Below are 18,621 nucleotides of genomic sequence, written 5' to 3'. Positions count from 1 at the left end.
CCCCCATGCACCCGGTCGACGCCCCGCTGGACGCGGCCCTGCTGGCGCGCGCCCGCGCCGCCGCCGCCCAGTCGCGCCGCGGCCTGGTGGCCGAGCTCGAAGGCCTGACCGGGCGCGAGCCGCGCCGGCTGGTGCGCGAGCTGGCCGCGCCCTTCGCCATGCCGGTGATGGAGACGGCCGGCATGCTGGCCCTGGCGCCGGCCTTCGACCTGCTGCCCCTGGCCCAGGCCCTATCGCGCCACTGCGTGCTGCTGCGCGCCGCCGACGGCCGCCTGACCGGGGTGCTGGCCGATCCCTTCGACCTCGACCTCCAGACCTGGCTCGGGGCCCAGGCGCGCGCCACCGCGCGCGCCCCGCTGGAGCTGTGCCTGGCGCTGCAGGCCGACATCCAGGCCTATTTGTCCAAGCAGGAGGAATCGGCGCGCGCGGTCGACGCCATCGTCGGCGGGGCGGGGGACGGGCGGCGCGACGGCCGCACCGCCCAGGTGCTGTCCTTCGCCTCGGTGTCCGAGGCCGGCAGCCCGGCGGTCAAGCTGGTCAACTCGACCCTCTACGACGCGCTCAAGGCCGGCGCTTCCGACATCCACCTGGAGAGCACCGCCGGCGGCCTGGCCGTCAAGTACCGGGTGGACGGGGTGCTCGACCACGCCACCACCGTGGGCGGGGTCGAGCTGGCCGAGCACATCATCTCGCGCCTGAAGGTGCTGGCCGAACTCGACATCGCCGAGCGCCGCATCCCCCAGGACGGCAGCTTCCGGGTCGAGTCCGGCGGGCGCGACATCGACCTGCGGGTCTCGATCATGCCCAGCATCCACGGCGAGGACGCGGTGATCCGTATCCTCGACAAGCGCGCCATGATCGAGTCCTACGGCGCCCTGACCCTGGAAGCCCTGGGCTTCGACGCGCCTTCGCTGGCGACCCTGCGCGCCCTGGCCCAGGAGGCCTACGGCATGCTGCTGGTGACCGGCCCGACCGGCTCGGGCAAGACCACCACCCTGTACGCGGCCCTGACCGAGATCCACAACGGACGCGAGAAGATCATCACCATCGAGGACCCGGTCGAATACCAGCTGCCCGGCATCCTGCAGATCCCGGTCAACGAGAAGAAGGGCCTGACCTTCGCCAAGGGCCTGCGCTCGATCCTGCGCCACGACCCCGACAAGATCATGGTGGGCGAGATCCGCGACCGCGAGACCGCCGAGATCGCGGTGCAGTCGGCCCTGACCGGCCACCTGGTCCTGACCACGGTCCACGCCAACAACGTGTTCGACGTGTTCGGCCGCTTCACCCACATGGGGATCGATCCCTACGCCTTCGTCTCGGCCCTGAACGGGATCTGGGCCCAGCGCCTGATCCGCATGAACTGCCCGCACTGCGCGGCGCGCTACGAGCCGGCGGAGGCCGAACTGGCCTCGGTGCACCTGACGCGGCCTGAGGTGGCCGACTACGTCTTCATGCGCGGCAAGGGCTGCGGCGACTGCCGCGGCACCGGCTACCGAGGACGCCGCTCGATCGCCGAGATCCTCACGCTCAACGACGAGATCCGCGAGCTGATCGTCGACAAGCAGCCGATCCGCCGCATCAAGGCCGCGGCCCACGCCAACGGCACCCGCAGCCTGCGCCTGGCGGCGCTCGACCTGGTCCGGCGCGGCGCCACCACCATCGACGAGATCAAGCGGGTGACCTTGCATGCGTAGACGGATCGGACAATCGCTGCGCATCGGCCTGTCGGCCCACGGCCTGGCCCTGGTCAGGACCAGCCGCCTGTTCGGCAACGCGCCCCTGGCCCTGGCCGAGCGCCACGCCGACCTGGCTGCGCCGGGCGCCCTGGCGGACGGCCTGCGCGCCCTGTTCGCCGACGACCTGGGGGGCGACCTGCCGGTCGGCGGCTGGCCGGTGAGCGTGGTGCTGGCCGACGAGCTGGTGCGCCTGTGGCAGGTGCCGCCGCCACCGGGCGCGAGCCGCCCGGCCGACCTCGAGGCGGCGGCGCGCCTGCGCTTCCAGCACCTGTTCGGCAGCGACGGCGGCGACTGGCGCATCCAGGCCGACTGGGACGCCGCCCATCCCTTCCTGGCCGCGGCCGTGCCCGGCCCCTTGCTGGACCAGCTGATCGACACCACGCGCGCGCTGCGTCTGCACCTGGTCGAGGTGGTGCCGCAGTTCGTGGCCGCGATGAACGAATGGCGGCGCGAGCGCCGTCCCGGCGCCTGGTTCGGGCTGGTGCAGGGCGGGGTGCTGTCGCTGGCCGCCTACGACGGCAAGCGGCTGGCGGCGGTGCGCACCGCCGTGATCCCGGCCGGCGCCGACCGCGACTGGCTGGAAGCCCACGTGGCGCGCGAAGCCCTGCGGGTGGGCGTCGGCCGGCCCGAGCGCCTCCAGTTGTGCGGCGCGGCGCCGGCGCGCTGGGCCAGCAGCGTGGGCCGCCTGAAATTCGCCTGCATCCTGTTCGAGCACGAAGACGACGCCGCCAACGCCGGCTGGACCGACCTGGCCCGGCTGGCGCGCACCGGGAGCGCGGCATGAGGCGCACCCGCATCGATTTCGCCCCGCGCAGCCTGCGCCGGGTGCTGTTCCACACCCCGCCGCGCCTGGTCGGGCCGCTGGCCGCCGGCCTGGCGATCGGCGCGCTGGCCCTGGTCCAGGGCCTCGACTACCTCGACAAGCAGCGCGAGCTGGACGCCCTGCGCGCCGCCCTGGCCGCGCGCGCCGCGGCCGCCGCGCCGGCCCCGGCCGCGGCCCCGGCGGCCAAGACCGTCGCGATCGCGCCGCAGCAGGCCCAGGCCGTCAACGAGGCGATCATGCAGCTCAATCTGCCGTGGCGCGAGCTGCACGACGCGGTGGCCGCGGCCACCCCGCCCAGCGTGGCCCTGCTGGCCCTCGAGCCGGACGCCAAACGCCGCAGCCTGCGCCTCACCGCCGAGGCGCGCGGCACCGACGACATGTTCGCCTATGTCGGCAAGCTGCAGGAGCAGGCCTGGTTCAGCGCGGTGGCCCTGGTGCGCCATGAAGTGGTGGAGCAGGACCCGAACCGCCCGGTGCGCTTCCAGATCCAGGCCCAATGGGGCGCCCAAGGAGCGGGCCGATGATGCGCGCCGCCGGCCTCTGGCTGCGCCTGCGCCTGGCGCTGGGGCGCATCAATCCTCCGGTGGCGGCGGTGCTGGCGCTGCTGGCGGCCGGCGCCTTCGCGCTGGCCTGGCTGCTCGCGGCGCGCGAGGAGCTCGAACGCGACTACGCCGCGGCGCGCCAGGCCGCCCGGGCCCCGGCCCCGGTTCGCGCCGCGCCGCCGCCCGCGCCGCCCAGCAGCGACCAGAACCTGGCCGAGTTCTATGCGGCCCTGGGCGCAAGGCGCGACGTCGAGCACCAGCTCAAGTCCCTGTTCGCGCTGGCCGGCAAGCACGGCCTGGCCCTGCAGCAGGGCGAATACCGCAGCAGCTACGACCGCGCGGCCCGGCTGCACACCTATCAGATCAACCTGCCGGTCAAGGGCGCGTATGGCGCGATCTGGCAGTTCGTGTTCGCGGCCCTGCGCGCGCTGCCGCACGCCTCGCTCGACGACCTGAGCTTCCGCCGCGACAGCATCGGCGACCCGCAGGTGGAGGCGCGGCTGCGCCTGACCCTCTACCTGCTGGAGACGCCCGGGGTGCCGCAATGAAGCCGCGCCATCTCGCCCTGGGCGCGGCCCTGCTGCTGGCCGCCGGCCTGCTCGCGTTCGGCGACAATGCGCCCGACAGCGGCATCGCCGAGCCGAGCGAGCGCGCCGCGACGGCCGCTCCCGCCGCCCCGGCGCCTGGCCGCGCGCCGTCCGCCGGCGTGGCGGGAGCGGCCGGGGAAGGGGAGGAGACGCGCATCGCGCGCCTGATCCCGCGCGCCACCCTGCTGGGCGCCGACGGCGGGCCGGATGCCGCCGCCTTCGCGCGCCAGGACTGGACCCCGCCGCCCGAACCGGCGCCGCCCCCGCCGCCACCGCCGCCGCCCAGCGCGCCGCCGCTGCCCTTCACCTTCATCGGCAAGTCGCTGCAGGACGGCGTATGGCAGGTGTATCTGGCGCGCGGCGAGCGCGCCTACCTGGTGCGCGACAAGGACGTCATCGACGGCGCCTACCGCGTGGACGCGATCAAGCCGCCGGTCCTGACCCTGACCTACCTGCCGCTGAACCAGGTTCAGCAGCTCAATATTGGAGTGTTCGACTGATGCTTCGTTTGCGAATCAAGGGCCGGGCCGTGGCGCTCGTGCTGCCGCTGGCGCTGTTGCTGGCCGGCTGCGCCGCCCAGCGCGCCTACCAGGAAGGCAATGCGCTGCTGGCCCAGGACCAGGTCGCGGCCGGCCTGGCCAAGTACCAGGAAGCGGTGGCGGCCGATCCGACCAACCCGCTGTACAAGGCGGCCTGGCTGCGCGCGCGCGACAGCGCCGGCGCGCGCCTGCTGGAACAGGCCGACCGCCTGCTGCAGGAGGGCCAGCCCGAGCTGGCGCTGGAAAACTACCGGCGCGTGCTTTCCTTCGACCCGGGCAACGACCGCGCCCGCGCCGGCCTGCGCCTGGTCGAATCCGAGCGCCGCCTGGGGAGCATGCTGGCCGCTGCCCGCGAAGCCTTCGACAGGAACGAGCTCGATGGCGCGCGCCAGAAGCTGGGCGCCCTGCTGACCGAGCGTCCCGGCTACGAGCCGGCGCGCCAGCTGCTGGTCCAGGTCAACGAGAAGGCGCTGGAGCAGCCGGCCGGCGAGGCGGCGCTGGCGGCGGCCTACCGCAAGCCGATCAGCCTGGAATTCCGCGACGCCCCGCTCAAGCAGGTGTTCGAGATCATCTCGCGCCACTCGGGCCTGAACTTCGTCTTCGACAAGGACGTCAAGGGCGACCAGCGCACCTCGATCTTCCTGAAGAACAGCACGGTGGAAGCGGCGGTCTACTACCTCCTCATGACCAACCAGCTCGAGCGCCAGGTCATGGACGGCAACACCATCCTGATCTACCCGAACATCGCGGCCAAGCTGCGCGAATACCAGGAGATGACGGTCAAGACCTTCTTCCTGGCCAATGCCGACGCCAAGAACATCGCCAACACCCTCAAGACCATCCTCAAGGCGCGCGACGTGGTGATTGACGAGAAGCTCAACCTGGTGATCCTGCGCGACAATCCGGAAGCGGTGCGCATCGCCACGCAGCTGGTGGCCCTGCAGGACGTGCCCGAGCCGGAAGTCATGCTCGACGTCGAGGTGCTGGAAATCAAGCGCAGCCGCATCATGGACCTCGGCATCCAGTGGCCGGCGGCGGTGTCCTTCGCCCCCTTGACCTTCGAGGACGGCGCGCCGCTCACCATCGACAGCCTGCGCCGCCTGAACCGCGGCTCTATCGCGGTCAGCAACATCGAGGCCAAGGTCAACGCCAACAAGACCGACGGCGACACCAACACCCTGGCCAACCCGCGCATCCGGGTGCGCAACAAGGAAAAGGCCAAGGTCGTCATCGGCGACAAGATCCCCAACATCTCGGCCACCGTGTCGACCGGCGTGGGCGGCTTCGCCTCGGAGAACGTGAACTACGTGGACGTCGGCCTGACCCTGAACGTGGAGCCGGTCATCTACCTGAACAACGAGGTGGCGATCCGCATCTCGCTCGAAGTCAGCACCCTGGGCGAATCGGTCACCACCCGTTCCGGCTCGGTGGCCTACCGCATCGGCACCCGTTCGGCCACCACGCTGCTGCAGCTGAAGGACGGCGAGAACCAGGTGCTGGCGGGCCTGATCAGCAACGAGGACCGCTCCAGCGGCAGCAAGATCCCCGGCATCGGCGACCTGCCCATCGTCGGCCGCCTGTTCGGCAGCACGCGCGACCAGAGCGACCGCACCGAGATCGTGCTGTCGATCACGCCGCGCCTGGTGCGCAACATCCAGCGCCCGCCGGCCGCCGCTTCCGAGTTCGGCGCCGGCACCGAGGCCAGCTTCCGCCGCCGCCCGGACAACGTGGTGCGCTCCGTGACCGTGCCCACCGGCGGCCGCCAGCCGGCGGCCGCCGGCCAGCAGCCGGCCGCGCCGGCCGCCGCTTCGGTTCCTGCTTCTGCTCCGGCTTCTGCTCCGGCCCCGACCCCGGCTCCGGCTCCGGCCGGCGTGAACGCCGCGCCGGCCGCGCCGGCTGCGCCGCTGTCGGTGCCGCCCTCGCAGCTGCCCAGCACCCCGCAGCTCGGCTCCCCGCCGTCCGGCCCGCCGCCCACCGGCCAGCCGCCGGCGAACGTCGAGGTGACTCCGGTGGCGCCGCCGCCCCCGGGCCAGCCGGCCCAACCCGCCCCATCCGCCCAACCCGCGCCGGCGACCCAGCAATGAGCACCCTGTGCGCCCCGGCCCCGCGCCGCGGCTTCACCCTGATCGAGCTGCTGGTGACCCTGGCGATCCTGGCGCTGCTGGGCACCCTGGTGGTGCCGGTGGCCCAGGTCACGGCGCAGCGGCGCGACGAGCAGGAGTTGCGCCGCGCGCTGCGCGAGATCCGCGCCGGCCTGGACGCCTACAAGAAGGCCAGCGACGAGGGCCGCATCGCCAAGGCGGCCGGCGCCACCGGCTATCCGGCGCGCCTGGAGCTGCTGGTGGAAGGGGTGCGCGACCAGCGCAGCCCGAAGGGGGCGAAGATCTTCTTCATGCGCCGCCTGCCGCGCGACCCCTTCCAGCCCGACCCCCAGCTGTCGGACGCCGCGACCTGGGGCAAGCGCAGCTACGCCAGCGAGGCCGACGAGCCGAAGGAGGGCGAGGACGTCTACGACGTGTACTCGACTTCCGAGCGCCTGGGCCTGAACGGCATCCCCTACAACAAATGGTGAGCCCCATGCCGCAATCCCGCCGGCGCCAGGGCGCCTTCACCCTGATCGAACTCCTGGTGGTGCTGGGCATCGTGGCCCTGCTGCTGACCCTCGCCGCGCCGCGCTTCTTCCCCAGCATCGACAGCACCAAGGAGACCATCCTGGCCGACAACCTGCGCAGCACGCGCGCCGTGATCGACCAGTACCGTTCCGACAACGGGCGCTACCCGGATTCGCTCGAACAGCTGGTGGAAAAACGCTACCTGACCGAACTGCCCATGGACCCGGTGCTGGAAAGCCGCGAAGGCTGGATCGTCGAGCCGCCGCCGGAAGGGGAGCAGGGCATGGTCGGCAACCTGCGCAGCGGCGCGCCCGGCAACGACCGCAAGGGCAGGCCCTACGCGGAGTGGTGAGTGAGACCGCGCGCGCGCCAGGCCGGCTTCACCTATCTGGGCCTGATCATCTTCGTGTTCATCATCGGCCTGGTCGGCGCGGCCACGCTCAAGGTGGGCGCGCTGCTGCAGCGCGCCCAGGCGGAGTATGAGCTCCTGGAGATCGGCGCCCAGTTCAGCGCCGCCCTCAAGAGCTACGCCGACGCGACCCCGCGCGGCCAGCCGCCCCAGCCCAGGAGCCTGGAGGAACTGCTGCGCGACTCCCGCTTTCCCAGCCCGCTGCGGCATCTGCGCAAGATCTTTGTCGACCCGGTCACGGGCAAGGCCGAGTGGGGCCTGGTGACCCAGGGCGAGGGCGGGCGCATCATCGGCGTGCACAGCCTGTCGCAGGCGGCGCCGCTCAAGCTCGCCAACTTCGACAGCCGCTTCCGCAATTTCGAGAACCGCGAACACCTCTCGGAATGGAAGTTCATGGCGGAGGGTGGCGACACCGGCGCGCCGGCAAGGCCGGGCGCGCCCCAGCAGCCGGACACCGGCATGGCGCCGCCGGCCCAGGAAGCGCAAGGGCAGGCGGTGGCGCCGGCCGCGCCCCAGGCGGCCTTCGAAGCGCCGAGCCTGCCGCGACCGGAAGCCCAGGAGCCCGCCGCCGCGCCGGAAGCGCCGGCCCAGGAGGAAGAGAAGGACGAGGACGAGCCGCCCAGGGAGGAAGAGGCGCCCCGCGAATCGCCCCGTGAGCCGCCGCGCGAGCCGCCGCGCGAGCCGCCCGGCCAGGCCCAGGAGTCCGGCCGCTGAGGCTTACTTGGCGCGGCGCTTGAAGTCGCGCGGCCGGAAGCCCAGGGCCAGCAGCACCGCGAAATAAGCCAGGCCGCAGGCCGCGATGATGCCGGCCAGGAGTGCCGCGCGCAGCAGCGGCGTGGCGCGCAGCGCGATCCAGTCGAACTGCGCCTGGCTGAACCAGGCCACCGCGCCCATCACCGCCACCGCCGCCAGCAGCTTGAGGAAGAAGCCCAGCCAGCCGCGCTGCGGCTGGTAGATCCCGCTCTTGCGCAGGCCGCGATACAGGAAGCTGGCGTTGACGCAGGCGCCCACGCCGATCGACAGGGCCAGCCCGGCCACGCCCAGCATCGGCACGAAGACCAGGTTCAGGAGCTGGGTCACGACCAGCACCCCGACCGCGATCTTCACCGGGGTGCGCACTTCCTGGCGCGCATAGAAGGCCGGGGCCAGGGTCTTGACCAGGATGAAGCCGAGCAGGCCGGCGGCGTAGGCAGTCAGCGGCAGCGAGGAGGCGCCGACGTCCTCGGCGGTGAAGGCGCCGTAGTGGAACAGGGTAGCGATCATGGGCTCGGCCAGGGTCGCCATGCCCACCGCCGCGGGCAGGGCCAGCAGGAAGGTCAGGCGCAGGCCCCAGTCCAGCAGGGAGGAATATTCGGTGCTGTCGCCTTCGGTGTTGGCCTTGGCCAGGCCGGGCAGCAGGATGGTGCCCAGGGCCACGCCCAGCAGGGCGGTGGGCAGCTCCATCAGGCGGTCGGCGTACTGCAGGGCGGTGACCGCGCCGGCGGCCAGGCCGGCCGCGATGGTGGTGTTGATCAGGAGGCTGATCTGGGCCGCCGAGACCGCGAACACGGCCGGCCCCATCTTGCTCAGCATGCGCCGCACGCCGCCGTCGCGCAGGCCGGTCAGCGGGTTGAGCGAGATGCGCGGCAGCATGCCCAGCTTGGCCAGCGAAGGCAGCTGGATCGCCACCTGGGCCAGGCCGCCGACGCAGACGCCGACCGCCATCGCATAGATCGGCTGCTCGAAGTAATCGGCCAGCACCAGGGCGCTGAAGATGAAGGACAGGTTCAGCAGCACCGGGGTGAAGGCCGGAATCTTGAACTGGCGCCAGGTGTTGAGCACCCCGCTGGCCAGGGCCACGAAGGCCATGCAGGTGATGTAGGGGAACATCATCTGGGTCATGATCACCGCCGCGTCGAAGGCGCCGGGCTCGCGCTGGAGGCCGCCGCCGATCAGGAGGATCAGGACAGGCGCGGCGACGATGCCGGCGATGCTCACCAGCATGGTGGCCCAGATCAGCACCGTGGCCACGTGGTCGACCAGGGTCTTAGTCGCTTGCTCGCCGTGGCGGGTCTTGTATTCGGTGAGTATGGGCACGAAGGCCTGGGAGAAGGCCCCTTCGGCGAACAGGCGCCGCAGCAGGTTGGGCAGGCGGAAGGCGATGTTGAAGGCGTCGGTATAGTTCGAGGTGCCGAAGGCGGCCGCGAACAGGCTGTCGCGCAGCAGGCCGGTGACGCGCGACACCATGGTCATGCTGGAAATGGCAGCGAGGGTACGGAGCAGGTTCATGGGCCGGGATTATACTTGGGCAACACCTCGCGCACGCTCTTGCCGAGACATTAATTGAATAATGAATTGCCTTGACCGGCAAGCTTCGCTATAATCGTGGGCTGTACTGAATTCTGTTGGCAGACACTAATCGTTGGGCAGGCACAAGAAGAGCCGGTTTCACTCGCTAATGTTTGCAAACGCAACTTGACCCCGATTTAGGAAATTCCATGGCAAATACCGCACAAGCGCGCAAACGCGCTCGTCAAGCAGTTAAGCAAAACGCGCACAACTCGGCACAGCGTTCGACCCTGCGCACCGCAATCAAGGCAGTCCGCAAGGCCATCCTGGCTGGCGACAAGGCCGCTGCAACCACCATCTTCCAGCAGTCCGTGTCGACCATCGACAGCATCGCTGACAAGAAGATCATCCACAAGAACAAGGCAGCGCGCCACAAGAGCCGCCTGGCTGCCGCCATCAAGGCACTGTCGGCCTAATTAGTCCGCGTGCGCGCGGCCTCGGCCGCGCCGGCATGGTTCTGTGCAGAGAAAGACCCGCCCGACCCTCGGTCCTGGCGGGTTTTTTTGCTTGGCGCATCGGCTGTCGAGCTTGGACCGTAGCCGAAGGCAGATGTCTTAAAACCGTGGCGCCCAGTAAAATACTGGTGCATAATGTGAAACGCCCGTCTTATGTCTTATAGAAGACTTGAGCGACCAACCGTTTGACACGTCGCGCACATCCGGCGCGCAACTCGAGGAAAAAGCGAATGAGCAGTGATCCGACCATCATCTACACCCTGACCGACGAAGCGCCCCTGCTGGCGACCCATGCCTTCCTGCCCGTGGTCAGCACCTTCACCAAGCCGGCCGGCATCAAGGTCGAGCAGAGCGACATCTCGGTCGCCGCCCGCATCCTGGCCGCCTTCCCGGAACGCCTGACGGAAGCGCAGCGCGTGCCGGACGCACTGGCCGAGCTGGGCAAGAAGACCCTCGAGCCGGACGCCAACATCATCAAGCTGCCGAACATCTCGGCCTCGGTCGGCCAGCTGGTCGCCGCGATCAAGGAACTGCAGGGCAAGGGCTACGACCTGCCGGACTACCCGGCCGATCCCAAGACCGAGGAAGAGAAGGCCATCAAGGCCAAGTACGCCAAGTGCATCGGTTCGGCCGTGAACCCGGTCCTGCGCGAAGGTAACTCGGACCGCCGCGCGCCCAAGGCAGTCAAGGAATACGCACGCAAGAACCCGCACTCGATGGGCGAATGGTCGCAGGCCTCGCGCACCCACGTGTCGCACATGACCCACGGCGACTTCTACCATGGCGAGAAGTCGATGACCCTGGACCGCGCGCGCGAAGTCAAGATGGAGCTGGTCACCAAGAGCGGCTCGACCATCGTGCTCAAGCCGAAGGTCGCCCTGCAGGACGGCGAGATCATCGATTCGATGTTCATGAGCCGCAAGGCCCTGCTGGCCTTCTACGAGAAGCAGATCCAGGACGCCAAGGACACCGGCGTGATGTTCTCGCTGCACGTCAAGGCGACCATGATGAAGGTCTCGCACCCGATCGTCTTCGGCCACTGCGTGCGCACCTTCTACAAGGAAGCCTTCGAGAAGCACGGCGCGCTGTTCGACAGCCTGGGCGTGAACGTGAACAACGGCATGGCCGACCTGTACAACAAGATCGCGGCCCTGCCGGATTCGCAGCGCGACGAGATCATCCGTGACATCCACGCCTGCCAGGAACACCGTCCGGCGCTGGCCATGGTCGACTCGGCCAAGGGCATCACCAACTTCCACTCGCCGAACGACGTGATCGTCGACGCTTCGATGCCGGCCATGATCCGCGCCGGCGGCAAGATGTACGGCGCCGACGGCCGCCTGAAGGAAGTCAAGGCCGTGATTCCGGAATCGACCTTCGCCCGCATCTACCAGGAGATCATCAACTTCTGCAAATGGCATGGCGCCTTCGATCCGCGCACCATGGGCACGGTGCCGAACGTGGGCCTGATGGCCCAGCAGGCCGAGGAATACGGTTCGCACGACAAGACCTTCGAGATCCCGGAAGACGGCGTGGCCAACATCACCGACCTCGCCACCGGCGAAGTGCTGATGAGCCAGAACGTCGAGCAGGGCGACATCTGGCGCATGTGCCAGGTGAAGGACGCCCCGATCCGCGACTGGGTCAAGCTGGCGGTCACCCGCGCGCGCAACTCGGGCATGCCGGCCGTGTTCTGGCTGGACCCGTACCGTCCGCACGAGAATGAGCTGATCAAGAAGGTCAAGACCTACCTGAAGGATCACGACACCACGGGCCTCGACATCCAGATCATGTCGCAGGTGCGCGCGATGCGCTACACCCTGGAGCGCGTGGCGCGCGGCCTGGACACCATCTCGGTGACCGGCAACATCCTGCGCGACTACCTGACCGACCTGTTCCCGATCCTGGAACTGGGCACCAGCGCCAAGATGCTGTCGATCGTTCCGCTGATGGCGGGCGGCGGCATGTACGAAACCGGCGCGGGCGGTTCGGCGCCGAAGCACGTGCAGCAACTGGTCGAAGAGAACCACCTGCGCTGGGATTCGCTGGGCGAATTCCTGGCGCTGGCGGTGTCGCTGGAAGACCTGGGCATCAAGACCGGCAACAACAAGGCCAAGGTGCTGGCCAAGACCCTGGACGCGGCCACCGGCAAGCTGCTGGACAACCGCAAGTCGCCGTCGCCGAAGACCGGTGAGCTCGACAACCGCGGCAGCCAGTTCTACCTGTCGCTGTACTGGGCGCAGGAACTGGCCGCGCAGAGCGAGGACGCCGAACTGGCGGCCACCTTCGCGCCGCTGGCCAAGAGCCTGGCTGAGAACGAGCAGAAGATCGTCGCCGAGCTGCTGGAAGTGCAGGGCAAGGCGGTCGACATCGGCGGCTACTACAAGCCGGAAGATGCGAAGGTCAAGGCGGTGATGCGCCCGAGCGCGACCTTCAATGCGGCGCTGGAGTCGCTGGCGTAAGCGCTTCGCGTAGGCCTCGTTGAAAACCGCCGGCTTTTGGGCCGGCGGTTTTTTTTTGCGTTCGTGGTGGGCTGAGAAACTTGGGTTCCCGCCTTCGCGGGAACGACGGTCTTGGGGCAGGCCACTACGTTTGCATCAACCGCCGCCCTTCGCACGTCGTTCCCGCGAAGGCGGGAACCCAGGTTTTTGGGGCGGCCACTACGTTTGCTTCAACCGCCGCCCTTCGCACGTCGTTCCCGCGAAGGCGGGGACCCAAGTTTTTGGCGCAGGCCACTACGCTTGCACCAACCGCCGCCCTTTGCACGTCGTTCCGGCGAAGGCCGGAACCCAAGTTTGCCTGCAGGCCGAAGGCTTGTCCGTAGCCCGCAGGCCGAACGCGGTCAGCGCAGCAACGAAGCCGCCACCTCCATGAACTCCCCCGGCATCAAGGGATGCGTCGCCAGCGAAAACGGCCCGATACTGCTGCGCACCAGCCGCAAGGTCGGCAAGCCCACCGCCGCCGTCATCCTGCGCACCTGCCGGTTTTTCCCTTCTTCCAGCGTGATCGCGATCCAGCTGGTCGGCTTGTCCGCCCGCGCCCGGATCGGCGGGTTGCGCGGCCACAGCCATTGCGGCTCGGCGATCCGCACCGCGCGGCAGGGCTTGGTCACGAAGTCCCCCAGGTCGAGCGGCGCCTGCAGGCGCGTCAGCGCGGCCGCGTCCGCCACACCGTCCACCTGCACCAGGTAGGTCTTCGCCTCCTTGTGGTCCGGATGCGCGATCTTGTGCTGCAGCTTGCCGTCGTCGGTCAGCAGCATCAAACCCTCGCTGTCCGCGTCCAGCCGCCCGGCAGGGTAGATGCCGGGAATCTTGAGATAGTCGGCGAGCGATTCGCGCCCCTCCTGCGGCGAGAACTGGCAAAGGACCTGGAAGGGTTTATTGAACAGGATTAAAGGCATCGAAGTTAACAGGAACAGAATCAGTGGCCGCCGGGGCGGAAACGCGCAGCGTGGCGCCTGGCAAAATACTGGTGCATAATGCAAGACGACACATTCATGTCTTATACAAGACTAGCAGCTGCCATCGCCATTGTAATAGATCGCTGACCGCGCCTGCCGCCGTCCTTCCGCGCAGCCGCATGCGACCACCTGGGAGAACACGATGTACCAACATATCACCGTTCCGGCGGACGGCCAGAAGATCACCGTCAAGGCCGATTACACGCTCGGCGTTCCCGCGACCCCGATCATCCCCTATATCGAAGGCGACGGCACCGGCGTCGACATCACCCCGGTGATGATCAAGGTGGTCGACGCGGCCGTGGCCAAGGCCTATGGCGGCCAGCGCAAGATCAGCTGGATGGAAATCTACGCCGGCGAGAAGGCGACCAGGGTCTACGGCCCGGACGTCTGGCTGCCCGGCGAGACCCTGGAAGTGCTCAAGGATTACGTGGTCTCGATCAAGGGCCCGCTGACCACCCCGGTGGGCGGTGGCATCCGTTCGCTCAACGTGGCCCTCCGCCAGGAGCTCGACCTCTACGTCTGCCTGCGCCCGGTGCGCTACTTCAAGGGCGTGCCTTCGCCGCTGAAGGAACCGGAAAAGACCGACATGGTCATCTTCCGCGAGAACTCCGAGGACATTTACGCCGGCATCGAATGGGCCGCGGGCTCGGACGGCGCGCGCAAGGTGATCGACTTCCTGATCAAGGAAATGGGCGTCAACAAGATCCGCTTCCCCGAGAGCTCGGGCATCGGCGTCAAGCCGGTCTCGCGCGAAGGCACCGAGCGCCTGGTGCGCAAGGCGATCCAGTACGCGATCGACAACGATAAGCCTTCGGTGACCCTGGTCCACAAGGGCAATATCATGAAGTACACCGAAGGGGGCTTCCGTGACTGGGGCTATGCCCTGGCCCAGCGCGAGTTCGGCGCCGAGCTGATCGATGGCGGCCCGTGGTGCAAGTTCAAGAACCCCAAGACCGGGCGCGACATCGTGGTCAAGGATTCGATCGCCGACGCCTTCCTCCAGCAGATCCTGCTGCGCCCGGCCGAGTACAGCGTGATCGCCACCCTGAACCTGAACGGCGACTACATCTCGGACGCACTGGCGGCCCAGGTCGGCGGCATCGGCATCGCGCCGGGTGCCAACATGTCGGACTCGGTGGCCATGTTCGAGGCCACCCATGGCACCGCGCCCAAGTACGCGGGCAAGGACTACGTGAATCCGGGCTCGCTGATCCTGTCGGCCGAGATGATGCTGCGCCACATGGGCTGGACCGAGGCCGCCGACCTGATCATCAGCTCGATGGAAAAGGCGATCCTGTCCAAGAAGGTCACCTACGACTTCGCCCGTTTGATGGAGGGCGCGACCCAGGTGTCCTGCTCCGGTTTCGGCGAGGTCATGATCGAGAACATGTGACGCGCCCTTCGTTTCCTGAAGCGGTTATGATGAAAGCCCCGGCTCCTCCGAACCGGGGCTTTCTCATATGTGGGGGCTGGCATGGAGCGCTTAGTGGATGCGGCACGGATCGACAGCTTCATCGAGGGGTTCTGCCATGACTGGCTGCTCGACGGGCCGGCTGCGCTGCCGCCGGGCCTGGAAGAGCAGGGCGCCGACCTGGCGCGCCGCTTCCATGCGGTGCTGGCCGACTGGGAGCGGGACGAGTTGCTGGGGCGCGCCGGTTCGGTGAGCGAGGAGCGCCTGGCCTGCCTGCTGGCGGACCTGCACCGTTTCGCGGCGCTGCGCGAATACGCGCGGCACTGACAGCGCGCGCCGAGGGCAAAAAAAAACCCCGCTGTCGCGGGGTCTCTTGCTTCCGGGGGAGAGGTATTACACGCCCTGGATGTTGGAAGCTTGCTTGCCTTTCGGGCCTTGCGTGACTTCGAATTGGACTTTCTGACCTTCTTTGAGGGTCTTAAAACCGGTCATATTGATTGCGGAGAAGTGCGCGAACAGATCCTCGCCGCCGTCATCAGGAGTGATGAAGCCAAAACCTTTGGAATCATTGAACCACTTAACAGTACCAGTTGCCATAAAAGAAACTTTCAATTAAAAACAAATCACACGAGCCATAAAAGCAAGAAGCTTCTTGCCCCCTCCTCAGCCTGCTCACTTCTTATCAACAAGTACATAAGTACAATGTCAATGTCTGCATTGTTGGTGGAATAATCACTGAAGTCAAGCGGTTTTGCGTGTCTCTTGTTAAATTTTTCACTACGGCCACAACGGGTGCACTTGATTTCTACAATTGGATCGCCATCTGCGCAATCAGCGGAAAACTTGTAAGATGAAAGCACATGAAAGCGAGCTGATTTTTACGCTTGGCACCAACCCCGAAAGCATTAGAATAACCCCATGGCAACGAAGCACGATACCGAACAGCTGCTGGAGCGGCAGACAGTCAAACCGCCGCCACTCTATCAGGTGGCGCTGCTGAATGACGACTACACCCCGATGGAGTTTGTGGTCGCCATTATTCAGGAGTACTTCAACAAGGATCGCGAAACGGCGACCCAGATCATGCTTTCAGTGCATCGCCATGGTAAAGGGGTGTGCGGCGTGTTTTCCAAAGATATAGCGTGTACCAAAGTGGAGTTTGTCTTAACGCATGCGCGCAAGGCGGGGCACCCCCTGCAATGCGTGATGGAGGAAGTATGATTGCGCAGGAACTTGAAGTATCCCTACACATGGCCTTTGTCGAAGCACGGCAGGCACGGCACGAGTTTATTACCGTGGAGCATCTGCTGCTGGCGCTCCTCGACAATCCCTCGGCCGCCGAAGTCCTGCGTGCGTGCGCTGTCAACATCGAAGACTTGCGCAAGACCCTGACTAATTTTATCGGTGACAACACTCCGACCGTGCCTGGCACGGGCGAGGTCGACACCCAGCCGACGCTCGGCTTCCAGCGCGTGATCCAGCGTGCGATCATGCACGTGCAGTCGGCTTCCAACGGCAAGAAAGAAGTCACCGGCGCCAACGTGCTGGTGGCGATCTTCGGCGAGAAGGACTCCCACGCGGTGTACTACCTGCACCAGCAGGGCGTGACCCGCCTGGACGTGGTGAACTTCATCTCGCACGGCGTGCGCAAGGACCAGCAGATGGACACCCAGAAGGCGTCCGAAGGCGTGGAAGAGGCGCAGGTCGAAGGCCAGACCAAGGAAAGCCCGCTCGACCAGTTCACCCAGAACCTGAACAAGGCGGCTGCCGACGGCAAGATCGATCCGCTGATCGGCCGCGAGGAAGAAGTCGACCGCGTGATCCAGATCCTGTGCCGCCGCCGCAAGAACAATCCCTTGCTGGTGGGCGAGGCCGGCGTCGGCAAGACCGCCATCGCCGAAGGCCTGGCATGGCGCATCGTCCAGGAAGACGTGCCCGAGATCCTGCAGAACGCGGTCGTGTACTCGCTCGACATGGGCGCGCTGCTGGCCGGCACCAAGTACCGCGGCGATTTCGAGCAGCGCCTGAAGGCCGTGCTCAAGCAGATCAAGGACACCCCGAACGGCATCCTGTTCATCGACGAGATCCACACGATCATCGGCGCCGGTTCGGCATCGGGCGGCACGCTCGACGCCTCGAACCTGCTCAAGCCGGCCCTGGCCAACGGCCAGCTCAAGTGCATCGGCGCGACCACGTTCACGGAATTCCGCGGCGTGTTCGAGAAGGACCATGCCCTGAGCCGCCGCTTCCAGAAGGTGGACGTGAACGAGCCCTCGGTCGAGCAGACCGTGGCGATCCTGCGCGGCCTGAAGTCGCGTTTCGAAGAGCACCATGGCGTCAAGTATTCCGCCTCGGCGCTGTCGACCGCGGCCGAGCTGGCGGCGCGCTTCATCAACGACCGTCATCTGCCGGACAAGGCGATCGACGTGATCGACGAGGCGGGCGCAGCGCAGCGCATCCTGCCGAAGTCGAAGCAGAAGAAAACCATCGGCAAGACCGAGATCGAGGACATCATCGCCAAGATCGCGCGGATTCCCCCGCAGACGGTCAACCAGGACGACCGCAGCAAGCTGCAGACCATCGACCGCGACCTGCGCAACGTGGTGTTCGGCCAGGATCCGGCGATCGAAGCGCTGGCCTCGGCGATCAAGATGGCGCGTGCCGGCCTGGGCAAGACGGACAAGCCGATCGGCTCCTTCCTGTTCTCGGGTCCGACCGGTGTCGGCAAGACCGAGGTTGCCAAGCAGCTGGCCTTCATCCTGGGCATCGAGCTGGTGCGCTTCGACATGTCGGAGTACATGGAGCGTCACGCCGTGTCGCGCCTGATCGGCGCGCCGCCGGGCTACGTCGGCTTCGACCAGGGCGGCCTGCTGACCGAGGCCATCACCAAGAAGCCGCACGCGGTGCTGCTGCTGGACGAGATTGAAAAAGCCCACCCGGACATTTTCAACATCCTGCTGCAGGTGATGGACCACGGCACGCTGACCGACAACAACGGACGCAAGGCCGACTTCCGCAACGTGATCATCATCATGACCACCAATGCGGGCGCCGAGAGCCTGACCAAGCGCACCGTGGGCTTCCTGGACGCGCGCGCCCAGGGCGACGAGATGGCGGACATCAAGCGCATGTTCACGCCGGAGTTCCGCAACCGCCTGGACGCGATCATCAGCTTCCGTGCGCTGGACGAGGAAATCATCCTGCGCGTCGTGGACAAGTTCCTGATGCAGCTGGAAGAGCAGCTGCACGAGAAGAAGGTGGAAGCGGTGTTCACCGAGAAGCTGCGCAAGTTCCTCGGCAAGAAGGGCTTCGACCCGCTCATGGGCGCCCGTCCGATGTCGCGCCTGATCCAGGACATGATCCGCAAGGCCCTGGCCGACGAGCTGCTGTTCGGCCGCCTGGTCAACGGCGGACGCGTGACCGTGGACCTGAACGAGAAGGACGACGTGGTGCTCGAGTTCCCGGAAGGGGACGTGCTGCCGCCGCCGGCACCGGCGGAGACGGTCGAGATCGAGTAATTCTCGGCAGGCTCAATAAAACCGCGCTACGGCGCGGTTTTTTTTTGTCCCTTGGGTTCGTGGGCGATTCAGGCGAAGGTTGTCGTTTCGCAAACTTGGGTTCCGGCCTTCGCCGGAACGACGTATTCACGCTGAAGGTAAAAATTAGCGTAGTGGTCAGCCGAGAAACCGTCGTTCCGGCGAAGGCCGGAACCC

General features: G+C 67.3%; 18 protein-coding genes. 15 read left to right on the top strand and 3 right to left on the bottom strand.

Annotated features, from left to right (window positions below; genetic code table 11):
- Window positions 1–5 precede the first annotated feature (5 nt).
- From B0920_RS10650 to B0920_RS10610, 9 genes are read left to right on the top strand one after another with little or no spacing between them, the layout of a single operon-like run.
- Window positions 6–1,697, top strand: coding sequence for a GspE/PulE family protein (locus tag B0920_RS10650; RefSeq protein ID WP_078032470.1), 1,692 nt, complete (start codon window positions 6–8; stop codon window positions 1,695–1,697).
- Entirely contained in the window at window positions 1,690–2,523 is an 834-nt protein-coding gene (locus B0920_RS10645) for a hypothetical protein (RefSeq protein WP_078032469.1), read from the top strand. Before B0920_RS10650 ends, B0920_RS10645 begins: the two co-directional genes overlap by 8 nt.
- Complete coding sequence (locus B0920_RS10640; RefSeq protein WP_078032468.1) at window positions 2,520–3,086, top strand: PilN domain-containing protein; 567 nt, start codon at window positions 2,520–2,522, stop codon at window positions 3,084–3,086. Before B0920_RS10645 ends, B0920_RS10640 begins: the two co-directional genes overlap by 4 nt.
- Window positions 3,083–3,652, top strand: coding sequence for a hypothetical protein (locus B0920_RS10635; protein ID WP_229455352.1), 570 nt, complete (start codon window positions 3,083–3,085; stop codon window positions 3,650–3,652). Before B0920_RS10640 ends, B0920_RS10635 begins: the two co-directional genes overlap by 4 nt.
- Complete coding sequence (locus B0920_RS10630) at window positions 3,649–4,191, top strand: hypothetical protein (RefSeq protein ID WP_078032467.1); 543 nt, start codon at window positions 3,649–3,651, stop codon at window positions 4,189–4,191. Before B0920_RS10635 ends, B0920_RS10630 begins: the two co-directional genes overlap by 4 nt.
- Window positions 4,191–6,314 (top strand): secretin and TonB N-terminal domain-containing protein, encoded by a 2,124-nt coding sequence (locus B0920_RS10625; protein ID WP_078032466.1) that lies wholly within the window; start codon window positions 4,191–4,193, stop codon window positions 6,312–6,314. The genes B0920_RS10630 and B0920_RS10625 overlap by 1 nt, the downstream gene beginning before the upstream one ends.
- Window positions 6,311–6,802: a type II secretion system protein gene (locus B0920_RS10620; protein WP_078032465.1), complete on the top strand. Its 492-nt coding sequence runs from the start codon at window positions 6,311–6,313 to the stop codon at window positions 6,800–6,802. Before B0920_RS10625 ends, B0920_RS10620 begins: the two co-directional genes overlap by 4 nt.
- A gap of 5 nt (window positions 6,803–6,807) precedes the next feature.
- The gene (locus tag B0920_RS10615) at window positions 6,808–7,194 is read left to right on the top strand and encodes a type II secretion system protein (protein ID WP_229455350.1); all 387 of its coding nucleotides are present in this window, start codon (window positions 6,808–6,810) and stop codon (window positions 7,192–7,194) included.
- A complete protein-coding gene (locus tag B0920_RS10610) occupies window positions 7,195–7,965 on the top strand; it encodes a type II secretion system protein (RefSeq protein ID WP_229455346.1) in 771 nt (256 codons plus the stop codon).
- Window positions 7,966–7,968: 3 nt separating this feature from the next.
- Here B0920_RS10610 and murJ read toward each other — a convergent pair whose 3' ends face one another.
- Window positions 7,969–9,519 (bottom strand): murein biosynthesis integral membrane protein MurJ, encoded by a 1,551-nt coding sequence (gene murJ, locus B0920_RS10605; RefSeq protein ID WP_078032463.1) that lies wholly within the window; start codon window positions 9,517–9,519, stop codon window positions 7,969–7,971.
- A 209-nt stretch (window positions 9,520–9,728) separates the two neighbouring features.
- On the opposite strand from murJ, the gene rpsT reads away from it, so the two are divergent.
- Complete coding sequence (gene rpsT, locus B0920_RS10600) at window positions 9,729–9,995, top strand: 30S ribosomal protein S20 (RefSeq protein ID WP_078032462.1); 267 nt, start codon at window positions 9,729–9,731, stop codon at window positions 9,993–9,995.
- Between the two features lie 269 nt (window positions 9,996–10,264).
- Complete coding sequence (locus B0920_RS10595; RefSeq protein WP_078032461.1) at window positions 10,265–12,496, top strand: NADP-dependent isocitrate dehydrogenase; 2,232 nt, start codon at window positions 10,265–10,267, stop codon at window positions 12,494–12,496.
- A gap of 380 nt (window positions 12,497–12,876) precedes the next feature.
- Here the strand turns inward: B0920_RS10595 and B0920_RS10590 are convergent, their stop codons facing one another.
- A complete protein-coding gene (locus B0920_RS10590; protein WP_078032460.1) occupies window positions 12,877–13,434 on the bottom strand; it encodes a pseudouridine synthase in 558 nt (185 codons plus the stop codon).
- A gap of 202 nt (window positions 13,435–13,636) precedes the next feature.
- On the opposite strand from B0920_RS10590, the gene icd reads away from it, so the two are divergent.
- Both icd and B0920_RS10580 read left to right on the top strand, forming a co-directional pair.
- A complete protein-coding gene (gene icd, locus B0920_RS10585; protein WP_078032459.1) occupies window positions 13,637–14,890 on the top strand; it encodes an NADP-dependent isocitrate dehydrogenase in 1,254 nt (417 codons plus the stop codon).
- Between the two features lie 81 nt (window positions 14,891–14,971).
- On the top strand, window positions 14,972–15,235 hold the full coding sequence (locus B0920_RS10580; protein ID WP_143745699.1) for a hypothetical protein: 264 nt from the start codon (window positions 14,972–14,974) through the stop codon (window positions 15,233–15,235).
- 66 nt (window positions 15,236–15,301) lie between these two features.
- On the opposite strand, the gene B0920_RS10575 is transcribed toward B0920_RS10580, so the two are convergent.
- Window positions 15,302–15,505 carry a cold-shock protein gene (locus tag B0920_RS10575; protein ID WP_078032457.1) on the bottom strand — a complete coding sequence of 68 codons (204 nt, stop codon included), beginning with the start codon at window positions 15,503–15,505 and terminating at the stop codon, window positions 15,302–15,304.
- 321 nt (window positions 15,506–15,826) lie between these two features.
- Between B0920_RS10575 and clpS the strand changes: the two genes are divergently transcribed.
- Together clpS and clpA are read left to right on the top strand one after the other, a co-directional pair.
- Window positions 15,827–16,129: an ATP-dependent Clp protease adapter ClpS gene (gene clpS, locus B0920_RS10570; RefSeq protein ID WP_027864722.1), complete on the top strand. Its 303-nt coding sequence runs from the start codon at window positions 15,827–15,829 to the stop codon at window positions 16,127–16,129.
- Entirely contained in the window at window positions 16,126–18,426 is a 2,301-nt protein-coding gene (clpA, locus tag B0920_RS10565; protein WP_078032456.1) for an ATP-dependent Clp protease ATP-binding subunit ClpA, read from the top strand. Before clpS ends, clpA begins: the two co-directional genes overlap by 4 nt.
- The last annotated feature ends 195 nt before the right edge of the window (window positions 18,427–18,621 follow it).

Origin of the sequence: Massilia sp. KIM (genome assembly GCF_002007115.1) — a bacterium.
In the GTDB taxonomy this organism is placed as follows: Bacteria; Pseudomonadota; Gammaproteobacteria; order Burkholderiales; family Burkholderiaceae_D; genus Telluria.
The sequence above is the reverse complement of the archived record's forward strand: the minus strand, read 5'-3'. Positions and strand labels throughout refer to the sequence as shown.

Coding starts and splice junctions, on each gene's coding strand:
- murJ (WP_078032463.1), bottom strand. CDS start 9,519: ATGAACCTGCTCCGTACCCTCGCTGCCATTTCCAGCATGACCATGGTG.
- B0920_RS10615 (WP_229455350.1), top strand. CDS start 6,808: ATGCCGCAATCCCGCCGGCGCCAGGGCGCCTTCACCCTGATCGAACTC.
- B0920_RS10630 (WP_078032467.1), top strand. CDS start 3,649: ATGAAGCCGCGCCATCTCGCCCTGGGCGCGGCCCTGCTGCTGGCCGCC.
- B0920_RS10620 (WP_078032465.1), top strand. CDS start 6,311: ATGAGCACCCTGTGCGCCCCGGCCCCGCGCCGCGGCTTCACCCTGATC.
- B0920_RS10635 (WP_229455352.1), top strand. CDS start 3,083: ATGATGCGCGCCGCCGGCCTCTGGCTGCGCCTGCGCCTGGCGCTGGGG.
- clpS (WP_027864722.1), top strand. CDS start 15,827: ATGGCAACGAAGCACGATACCGAACAGCTGCTGGAGCGGCAGACAGTC.
- B0920_RS10590 (WP_078032460.1), bottom strand. CDS start 13,434: ATGCCTTTAATCCTGTTCAATAAACCCTTCCAGGTCCTTTGCCAGTTC.
- B0920_RS10640 (WP_078032468.1), top strand. CDS start 2,520: ATGAGGCGCACCCGCATCGATTTCGCCCCGCGCAGCCTGCGCCGGGTG.
- B0920_RS10645 (WP_078032469.1), top strand. CDS start 1,690: ATGCGTAGACGGATCGGACAATCGCTGCGCATCGGCCTGTCGGCCCAC.
- rpsT (WP_078032462.1), top strand. CDS start 9,729: ATGGCAAATACCGCACAAGCGCGCAAACGCGCTCGTCAAGCAGTTAAG.
- B0920_RS10580 (WP_143745699.1), top strand. CDS start 14,972: ATGGAGCGCTTAGTGGATGCGGCACGGATCGACAGCTTCATCGAGGGG.
- B0920_RS10595 (WP_078032461.1), top strand. CDS start 10,265: ATGAGCAGTGATCCGACCATCATCTACACCCTGACCGACGAAGCGCCC.
- B0920_RS10625 (WP_078032466.1), top strand. CDS start 4,191: ATGCTTCGTTTGCGAATCAAGGGCCGGGCCGTGGCGCTCGTGCTGCCG.
- clpA (WP_078032456.1), top strand. CDS start 16,126: ATGATTGCGCAGGAACTTGAAGTATCCCTACACATGGCCTTTGTCGAA.
- icd (WP_078032459.1), top strand. CDS start 13,637: ATGTACCAACATATCACCGTTCCGGCGGACGGCCAGAAGATCACCGTC.
- B0920_RS10575 (WP_078032457.1), bottom strand. CDS start 15,505: ATGGCAACTGGTACTGTTAAGTGGTTCAATGATTCCAAAGGTTTTGGC.
- B0920_RS10650 (WP_078032470.1), top strand. CDS start 6: ATGCACCCGGTCGACGCCCCGCTGGACGCGGCCCTGCTGGCGCGCGCC.